This window comes from Bartonella grahamii ATCC 700132 (assembly GCF_000518085.1).
Taxonomy (GTDB): Bacteria; Pseudomonadota; Alphaproteobacteria; order Rhizobiales; family Rhizobiaceae; genus Bartonella; species Bartonella grahamii.
On sequence record NZ_JACX01000036.1, the window covers coordinates 1 to 8,735 of the forward strand.

Below are 8,735 nucleotides of genomic sequence, written 5' to 3' on the forward strand. Positions count from 1 at the left end.
GGTGTTATACTTTTAGAGCCGAAAACCTTCCGATTTGTCGTCCAGGTGCTGTCATACCACAGCGCAGTGTCAAGAAGCGCTTGAACAGCCCGTTTTGTAAAAAGCATCCAGAACAATATGAATGTTATCCTTAAGTCTTGCTGTTTGTGATGATCAACAATCCGCCATCCTTGCCTTCGCTTGGAATGGCGGGATTGTTTCCTCACTTTCATTATTTAACGGATGAAGAAAAGCAGTATTTACAAGAGGGTGCTGATGGCAAGGTGCATGTGTCCTTTAATGGCATCTTTACTACACCAGAGGAAAAGCCGCTGTTTATGCGGTTCAGTTGGCTGATAACAAGAATGATCCGCACTATTTTCTGATGTTCCCTCATAGCGATTCGCTCTTGGTAGAGGGGTTCATTGCAGGGTATCAGTATTTTCTAGAAGGTAAGTTGGGTGCTCTGACCAATTCGACGAAGAAGTACCAGAATCTGTTGTATAGCCTTGGCAATATAGGATTGCATGTTGATGCGCATAGCCGCGGCAGTATGACAGCGGGCAATGGATCGCATGATTTAGAAAAGCATGGTGTTCATGGTATAGCAAAGGAAACAACGATTAATTTCTTTGGACCAGCTTATAATACTCAAAACATGGCAGATACGTTATATATCTTAAGTGATGGAAAGCAGGATTACGTAAACTTGGAAAATCATAAAAATGACTTTGTGGGTACAAAGATTGGCAAAAATCCTTACACTTTTGAGCAAATACCTCCTGGAAGTGGTCCTTGGAAAGAGAGAGGGCAAATATTTAAGGGCTACCCAAGTGTCCATGCTTGTTATGGTCATGCAGGTTATGCGTGTACATCGCGCTATGGTTCACCTAATCGTACGCCAATTTATTCAAAATATTCAGGGAGGAAAAAATGAAGAAAATCTTGAAATTATTAAGTGGTCTCATTCTGTTAAATATCGCTGGATGTAACATCGATAAACCTCTTCCAGGGTATGTGAGTGTGTGGAAGAAGCCTGGAACAGATTTTACGGAGGTAGGAAAAGCACTGTTAGAATGTGGAATGCCAACACCCGATGATATTTTTTCAGAAAACAGAAAGCTGAGTATTAATGCACGAGCATCAATTCATGCTTGCATGATTCAATCAGGATTCCGCTATAAAGATGAACATGAGGGGGGGTGGTGTTATACTTTTAGAGCCGAAAACCTTCCGATTTGTCGTCCAGGTGCTGTCGTTCCACAGCGAAGTGTCAAGAAGCGCTTAACCAGCCCGTTTTGTAAAAGGTATAAAAACGCACCTGAATGCAAACCTTAAGTTTTGTTTGTGACGACCAACAATCCGCCATCCTTGCCTTCGTTTGGAATGGCGGGATTGTTTCCTCTATATCACTATTTAACGTCAGAGGGAGAAATGAAAATGTTGTTTAATTTATTAAGCCTGCTCATTCTGTTAACGGTTACTGGATGTGATATTGAAAACATTGATAAACCTCCTCCAGGAGAGACGGCTGTGTGGGAGAAGCTAGGAGCAGATTCTACGGAGGTAGGAAAAGCATTGCTAGAATGTGGTTTGCCGCATCTTAATTATCTTGAGGATGAAGTCCAAAAGTTAAGCAACAATGAGAATGCAACGATTGATGCTTGCATGATCCAAGCAGGATTCCATTATAAAGGGAGAGCTAGCTGGTGTTCTCCTTTTAACGGTAGAGACCTCCCCATTTGTCAGCCTGGTGCTGTCATCCCACAGAGAAGTGTCGAAAAGCGCTTAAACAGCCCGTTTTGTAAAAGGTATAAAAACGCGGATGAATGCCAGCCTTAAGTTTTTCTGTTTGTGATGATCAACAATCCGCCACCTTTGCCTTGGCTTGAAATGGCGGGATTGCTTCCTCAATCCAACATCTCAATATTGTATGTAAAGCAATATGGCGTAGAATGTACTTAGTAATCCTATAACCAGGTTGCGATACAGGACGGTTTTTGTTATCATCCAAGTTGATGAGCTTGAGAAAGCCTTGTCCGTCCTTACGTGACAAGGCTTTCTTTTTATGCTGCGTCGTTATAACGTTGCTGTTTTGCTTGCTCGATGACATTCAAAAGATCTGATTGTAACCAACGCGATAAAAAACCAAATTTTAGGGGTTTGGGGAGAGAGCCATTGGTCACATGACGGCGGAATGTTGAAACACTCATATGAAGCAATTTGGCACTTTCACGGTCTGTTAAAAGAATATCATTTTCTGTCATACTAAAATCCTTTCTATCAAAAAATGGCAACAAATCATAACTATTTATTAACCATATTTTGGTTCATTTTTAAAGGTATTTTATTTATAGAAAACAATATTTTATCATATTTTTTCTGATGTGATAATTTATGACTCTTATTGAGAAGAATGAGAGAAAAGAGAGCTAAAATTATCCACAGATAATGGGGTTATTCACCCCATATCTTAAGATTGACCAGTGACATAAGCCGCCCATTTATCCATATAGACACGGCGTTGTTCTAGATAGTCAGTGCGACGATAGGCACGCTCTACTTTACCGCCGACCGTATGACTTAGAATAGTTTCAGCGACCTCATAGGGGGCATCGGTTGTTTCAGCGAGCCAATTGCGTAAACTAGAACGAAATCCATGGGGGCAGGCTTCAATTTTATTTTTTCTCATATACGCCGCCATCATCGTATGTGAAAGAGGACCACGACCGGTAAGTGAAAAGATGAAATCACTTTTAGAAATACAGTGGGCTTGTTCAATTACTTTTAATGCTTCAGATGATAAGGGCACGCGAAATTCTTTTGTTGTATCACGCTTTCCTTTCATATTCTCAGCAGGAATTGTCCATATATCCCCATCAATTTGATCTTTATGAATATGACGTAAAGGGTTAGAGCGAACCCCTGTAAGGATAAGCAGACGCAAAGCAAGATGTGTTATGTTTTGTGTTTTACAGAGGAACTGATAAAAATCTGGTATATCTTTCCAATCCATTGCTGGTCTATTAGTGATCTTATGACGTTGTTTTCCTAAGAGAGCACGTGCTTTTTCTGTTGCTTGTAAATCAACATCCAAACCCAAAGCAGCCGCATGTTTGAGACAAAGATTAAGACGTATCAATGCTATCTGAGCTGTTCCAGCTTTTGTATGCCAAATGGGAGAAAGCGTATCGCGTATCTCTGTTTGTGTAATCTCTGAAACGGGGAGGCAACCTAATTTAGGGAGAATGTAAAGCCGCAAAGGTGAAAACCAATCACTAGCCTTACCATCTCTTTTTAATTCGGCTTTACGACTTTCAAAAGCATCCACGGCAATGTCTTTTAAGTAATGGAGATTGCTTATTGCTTCACGCTTTTGTTTTTCACGTTCTTTAATAGGGTCACGCCCTTCACGTAAAACAGCACGCCACCCAGTTGCTAATTCACGGGCTTGTTTTAAAGAGACATGTCTTAAGGCACCCAATCCCATTTCACGGCGCCGACCATGAATGGTATATCGTAAAATCCATTGAGCACCTCCATCTTTACGCTTATGAAGTAACAAGCCGGCACCATCATTATATTTGCCAGCCCCCAATGTTGCGACAGCCCTTGCATTAAGACGATTCATAAGAACCATTTTTACTCCTTTCTTGTACAAATTTTATCCACACACTCATCCCACTTGTTATGTGCAAGTAAGTGGTTTTAGTTGATTCAAGATAAACAGATTTGAAATGAGAGAATCCTACGTTATTCGAGACTCTCATTCAACATACAAAACAGTGAATTATCATTATAAATCAATGTCTTGTAGACCGTGTAAGAGATACGATTAACAGCTCTTTTGCAGGTGCGGGTCGTTATGGGTCTGGTGCACATGCAGGTGTATTGGCAAATGAACTTGGTGCTTTGTCCACAAGTGCTATGGCAGATCAATATAATCGTGATGCGGACCGCATGATGCAAGCGAATTCACTGATAGACCAAGCCAATCAAAATCAGTTGGGAGCCTCAAATAACTTCTTACAGGGTTATGGCAATGCCTATTCCAATGCCATACAGGGGGGAGGTGTGCTTGATGCCCACAATCAGAGAGTTGTTGATGCCAATCGTGAACGTTGGCTGGAGCAAGACAATAGCGGTTGGAATAGGTTGAATATGCTTATGAACGCCGGTCATGGCTTTGCAAGGAATTACGGCACGACAACGAATAATAATACAGCCTCTATGGTGCAAGGCAATAACCCATGGAAAAATGTAGGGGCTATAGGTTCTCTGGCACTTCAAGCAGCACCGATGGCTTTTGGTTACATGGCAGGTGGTCCAATGGGAGCAGCGTTGGCAGGAGGAGTATCCAATGCCTTTTTAGATTACATGAATCAAAAGAAAGCTCTGTAGAATAATTAAAGAATAGTTTTGTAGGAGAGTGTGATGGTTGCACCGATAATACCAATGGCTTTAGTAGCAGGAGCGAGATTTGCACCGCATATTATGAGATATCTTTATCCCAGAGTGGCTCCAAAAGCGATTACAGGGGCGCAAAGATTTGGACAATTCATGAAAGCAAATCCAAAGAGTGCCATAGCTACTGGAGGGGCAATGACTCTCGCCCCTTTGATGGCACCAGAGGAAGTACATGCTCCAAACAACCCCTATTTACAGAATATGCAGCAGCCATATGGACCATTTATGCCCTATACGGCTCCTAAAACGGAAATGCCTTTAGGAGTTGATCAACAGCCATCTATGCCAAATGCACTAGAGAGTACTCCACAAGAACTTAAACCTCATGTTAATGAACAAACGCAACCATTAGCACCCGCATCTCCAACACCGACTCCTGAACTGACAGATGCAGAGAAATTTTTACAGTCCAATACTTATAAGTTTTTTCAATCAGATGCGTATCAGAAGCTCAAAGATCTTTTTGCAGGTATGGCGGCAGCACCCACAGATGGTTCGGGATGGGATGCGCTAGCAAGCGGTGTGAAGCATCTTAATGAAGGTGATAAACAAAGAGGGCAGGTTAATCAGACCGTCGAGTATCTAAAGTCACAGGGTGTGGGTGAAGAAGAAGCGCGGTTTATGGCTGGGAATAAAGATGCATTGAATGCTTTTTTGCTACAAAAAGCGAACGGCGGTTATGATGCTAGATCTAAAGAAGAATTGGACCGCCTACGAGAAACGATAGAGCTTAAAAATAGGGAAACTATCAGTAATAATACACTCCATGACATTGAACGTTTTATGAACTATATAGAAGAAAATGGTGAATGGGCTACAGGTAATGCGGCTAGTATACAAGCTCAGTTGGGTGTTCCTCAACACCGTGATATGAGTTCACTGCTTGATTCCATTAAAAATCGTATAGGTATTGATCGTTTAGAAACGATGAGACAGTATTCGCGTAATGGCGCCTCAGGTTTTGGGAATCTCACAGAAAGAGAACTTGATATCTTAAAGAGCTATTTAGGAGAGATAAAGTACAACTTGGGTCATAAAGAGCTCTTGTTTAGGTTGAAAAAAATCCATGAAATTTTGGGTAAGATGAAATCAGACGTATTGTCTTTGCTGGAAAACAATAGCATTGCATTAACGCAAGAGAATGTTGATAAGGTTACATCACAGCAGCATTCTAAAGCTCCACAGCAAGGACGTAATGATTTGCCACTTGTTACCAACAAAGAAGAGGAAGATGCATTGCCTTCCGGTGCACGCTTTATTGGTGAAGATGGAAAGATAAGGGTTAAAGGGGCTTAAAATGGCATATATTCCTTATTCTCGCATTGTTGATGATGTATCCGATAATGATGGTAGGTCTTCGGTGAAGAACAGTCGTGGTAATCAAGGAAAAAAAACAACGGGTTATATTCCTTATTCCCCTCTTGTTGATGATGATACGGCTTCATTTAATACAAAATTTACAGCAGATGATTTTTCATTTGATGATAAAGATCTTACGTGGTTGGATGCGGTTATGAGACATAGCGCATCTGGTGCAACGGCAGGTTATTTTGACGAAATGAAAGCAGTACGTGAAGCAGGTGTGAGGGATTATTGGAGCGGCGATAAACGAGCAGAAGAGGTTTATAACAGAAGAGTAGCCAAAGAACGTGCTTACCAAAAAGCTTTGGAAGAGAAACATCCATGGTGGTCTTCTGGTGCTTATATTGCTGGTTCGATTTTACCAACAATAGCATCATTGGGGATCCCTGCTTTAAATTTTTTGCGAGCAGGTTCGACTTTAGGAGGTTTAGGTAGGGGAGCTCTTGTTGGGGCAGGCTCTGGAGCTTTACATGGTTCTGGTGCTGGAGAAGGTTACAATGATACGGTGAATTCGGCGTTAGCTGGTGGTGTTGGTGGGGCAGTTTTGACACCAGCTGCTAGTTTAGCAGGTGCGGGGGTTTCTAAGTTAGGTGGTTTACTTGTAAATGCTTTAAAATCACCTCCACTTGTAAGGAATTATTTTAATCCCGCTCATAAAGAGGTTTCCAATAAAGCTTTGCGAGAAGTTGCCAAGCAACTTTACGATAATAAACCCCAAAAAATTACCGAACGTCTTAGCTCAGAACCTCAGGAAGTATTTTTGACAGATATTAATGAAAAACTACGACAGACTTTGTGGAATGCGTCTAAAACAAATGAAGATGTTTATCATCTTTTGAAACAAGCGCATGAGAAAAGATTAGGCGGTTCTGTTCAACGTCTTGATGATATGATGGAGCAGACGATTGTTCCATACCAGCATAGCGATATTTTAAGCAGGACACTTAAACGGCAAGGAAAAGAGGCTCATGATCATCTCTATGAACAAGCGAAGCAAATTCCAATAGGAAAAGAACATTATCCAGCTCTTAATAATTTTTTTGAGAATAAAGGGTTTCAAAGAGCTCTCAAAGAAGCTGTTAAGACTTTAGAGGAACACCCCCTCAGTATAAATCCTAGACGATTTTATAATAGAAAGTTTAGCAGTATAAACTATAAACCTACGATAGAGTTATTAGATCAAACCAAGAAGTCTCTTGATGATTTAATCGAAAAAAGTAAGAAACATGGCGATAACCAGAAGGTTTTAGGATACGAAATCCTCAAACAAAATTTGGTAAAAATAATGGATCAAATCTCTCCTACTTATCAAGCAGCGCGTGGTAGTGCAGCAAAATTCAAAAATTTTGCAGATAGTTTTGAGAAGGGTAGACAAGCTTTAGGCACGAAACTTGAAAAGAGTATTGAAAGGGATGCAGTTAAGGAAAATCTTTCTAAAGGGAATTGGACAAAACAAAATAATACCTATCAGATGGGTATGAGAGATGCCTTAGATGATTTACTCAGAAAAAATGATGACCCTATTAATGAATTTTCTAAACTTTTAAAACAAAATCTTGCGTCTGAGAATCTTGAAAGGACCATAGGACCGGAACGGTTTTCTACTTTTAAAAAGGCAGTAGATCAGGAGCAATTCTATTCTGATGCAGCAAAAGAGGGTTTTAGCAAATTTGAAGGCACTCCTGAGGTTTCTCTTTTTGATGGAATTAATTTTTCAAATTTTTTGCATTGGCCAACTGAATCTCTCAAATTAGCACGAAACATATTTTTCCACCCGAATGCTCCAGAGGCGCTACGGGCAAGACAAGAGCTAGAGCGCGGTATAGCGAAGTTAGCAACTTTTGGCGTTAAAGGAATGGAGCGCAATGAAATTGCCAAATTGATTCAAAGTGCTTTGAAGTGGCATAAAGCCGGTGTGATAACGGATGAAGGCTTGAAGATTGTTTCTAGAGCTGTAGCAAAAGGGTTAGGTCCTAGTGCTTCAATAGAGTATGCGAAATGACCCGTTATAGTCCTTCTGTTAATCAAGCGATACGGCAAACGGCAGCGCGTTATGGCTTGCCAGAGAGTTATTTATACCGTGTTGCGCAAGTGGAAAGTGGAGGCAATCCGAATGCAAGGAATCCCCGTTCCTCTGCTGGTGGTTTGTATCAATTTATAGACAGCACCGCCAAACAATATGGTTTGCAGGATAGGTTTGACCCCATACAAGCGGCAGATGCCATGGGGCGGTTGACGCTTGATAATCGCAATCATTTAAGCCGTCTGTTGGGAAGAGCGCCTAGTGAAGCGGAATTGTATTTAGCACATCAACAAGGGGCAGGGGGAGCCGCGCGGCTTCTTCAAAATCCCCATGCCAATGCGGCGCAAATTGTTGGCAGCAATGCGGTTGGCTTGAATGGTGGAAACAACGCTATGCGTGCAAGTGATTTTGTCAACCGTGTATTACAGATGTATGGGGGGCAGCCTTATAGAGCAAGTCCTATAGCACAGGGTGGTTTTAGAAATAGAGACAACTTGTTAGAGGTTTTAAGGGCATTATTAGCATCACAAGAAGAAGCTTCGGAAGAAGAAGAGAGTGATGATGATAACCCTTTGATGACGCAATTCATGCGGGCGTTTTACGGACCATTTTACCGGAACTAGGATTCACGAGAGATGTCAACGATTTATGATTGGTCGCTTAGAGCGGCGGATAATACGCGCGTGGATGATTTGATTGATTGGTCAGAAGGACAGCAGCCTAGCAGTGTGAATACGAGCGCCCGTGTGATGATGCAAAGGATAAGTGAGTATTTGTCAGACACGGGTGGAGCGCTTGAAGGGGTTGTTACAAATGATCATGTCCAACAAACGAGTGTGATAAGGCTTGCAAGCACCTCACAGTTTTTAGAGTATAAGAATGGTATCGTTTTGCGCTTTATGGC

General features: G+C 41.5%; 9 protein-coding genes and 2 pseudogenes. 9 read left to right on the top strand and 2 right to left on the bottom strand.

Going from position 1 to position 8,735, the window contains the following annotated elements; genetic code table 11:
- Nucleotides 1-149: 149 nt before the first annotated feature.
- The 4 genes from U736_RS12895 to U736_RS0108045 all read left to right on the top strand — a co-directional run bounded on the left by U736_RS12895 (nt 150) and on the right by U736_RS0108045 (nt 1,821).
- The gene (locus tag U736_RS12895) at nt 150-365 is read left to right on the top strand and encodes a hypothetical protein (protein WP_081725918.1); all 216 of its coding nucleotides are present in this window, start codon (nt 150-152) and stop codon (nt 363-365) included.
- Nucleotides 329-916 (top strand): hypothetical protein, encoded by a 588-nt coding sequence (locus U736_RS11235; RefSeq protein ID WP_244596129.1) that lies wholly within the window; start codon nt 329-331, stop codon nt 914-916. The genes U736_RS12895 and U736_RS11235 overlap by 37 nt, the downstream gene beginning before the upstream one ends.
- Complete coding sequence (locus U736_RS0108040) at nt 913-1,317, top strand: hypothetical protein (protein WP_026500609.1); 405 nt, start codon at nt 913-915, stop codon at nt 1,315-1,317. Before U736_RS11235 ends, U736_RS0108040 begins: the two co-directional genes overlap by 4 nt.
- Nucleotides 1,318-1,413: 96 nt before the next feature.
- Nucleotides 1,414-1,821: a hypothetical protein gene (locus U736_RS0108045; protein ID WP_026500610.1), complete on the top strand. Its 408-nt coding sequence runs from the start codon at nt 1,414-1,416 to the stop codon at nt 1,819-1,821.
- 224 nt (nt 1,822-2,045) lie between these two features.
- On the opposite strand, the gene U736_RS0108050 is transcribed toward U736_RS0108045, so the two are convergent.
- On the bottom strand, nt 2,046-2,246 hold the full coding sequence (locus tag U736_RS0108050; protein WP_015856172.1) for a helix-turn-helix transcriptional regulator: 201 nt from the start codon (nt 2,244-2,246) through the stop codon (nt 2,046-2,048).
- Between the two features lie 206 nt (nt 2,247-2,452).
- Entirely contained in the window at nt 2,453-3,619 is a 1,167-nt protein-coding gene (locus U736_RS0108055) for a tyrosine-type recombinase/integrase (protein WP_026500611.1), read from the bottom strand.
- 173 nt (nt 3,620-3,792) lie between these two features.
- On the opposite strand from U736_RS0108055, the pseudogene U736_RS11240 reads away from it, so the two are divergent.
- The 5 genes and pseudogenes from U736_RS11240 to U736_RS0108080 form a co-directional block, all read left to right on the top strand.
- Nucleotides 3,793-4,380, top strand: a pseudogene (locus U736_RS11240) (hypothetical protein); the annotation flags it as partial.
- Nucleotides 4,381-4,413: 33 nt separating this feature from the next.
- Entirely contained in the window at nt 4,414-5,742 is a 1,329-nt protein-coding gene (locus U736_RS12900; protein WP_081725921.1) for a hypothetical protein, read from the top strand.
- A 1-nt stretch (nt 5,743) separates the two neighbouring features.
- A complete protein-coding gene (locus U736_RS11250; RefSeq protein WP_174888843.1) occupies nt 5,744-7,810 on the top strand; it encodes a glycine zipper 2TM domain-containing protein in 2,067 nt (688 codons plus the stop codon).
- Nucleotides 7,807-8,454, top strand: a complete 648-nt coding sequence (locus U736_RS0108075) for a transglycosylase SLT domain-containing protein (RefSeq protein ID WP_026500612.1) — start codon at nt 7,807-7,809, stop codon at nt 8,452-8,454. Before U736_RS11250 ends, U736_RS0108075 begins: the two co-directional genes overlap by 4 nt.
- Before the next feature lie 12 nt (nt 8,455-8,466).
- Nucleotides 8,467-8,735, top strand: a pseudogene (locus tag U736_RS0108080) (phage tail protein); the annotation flags it as partial.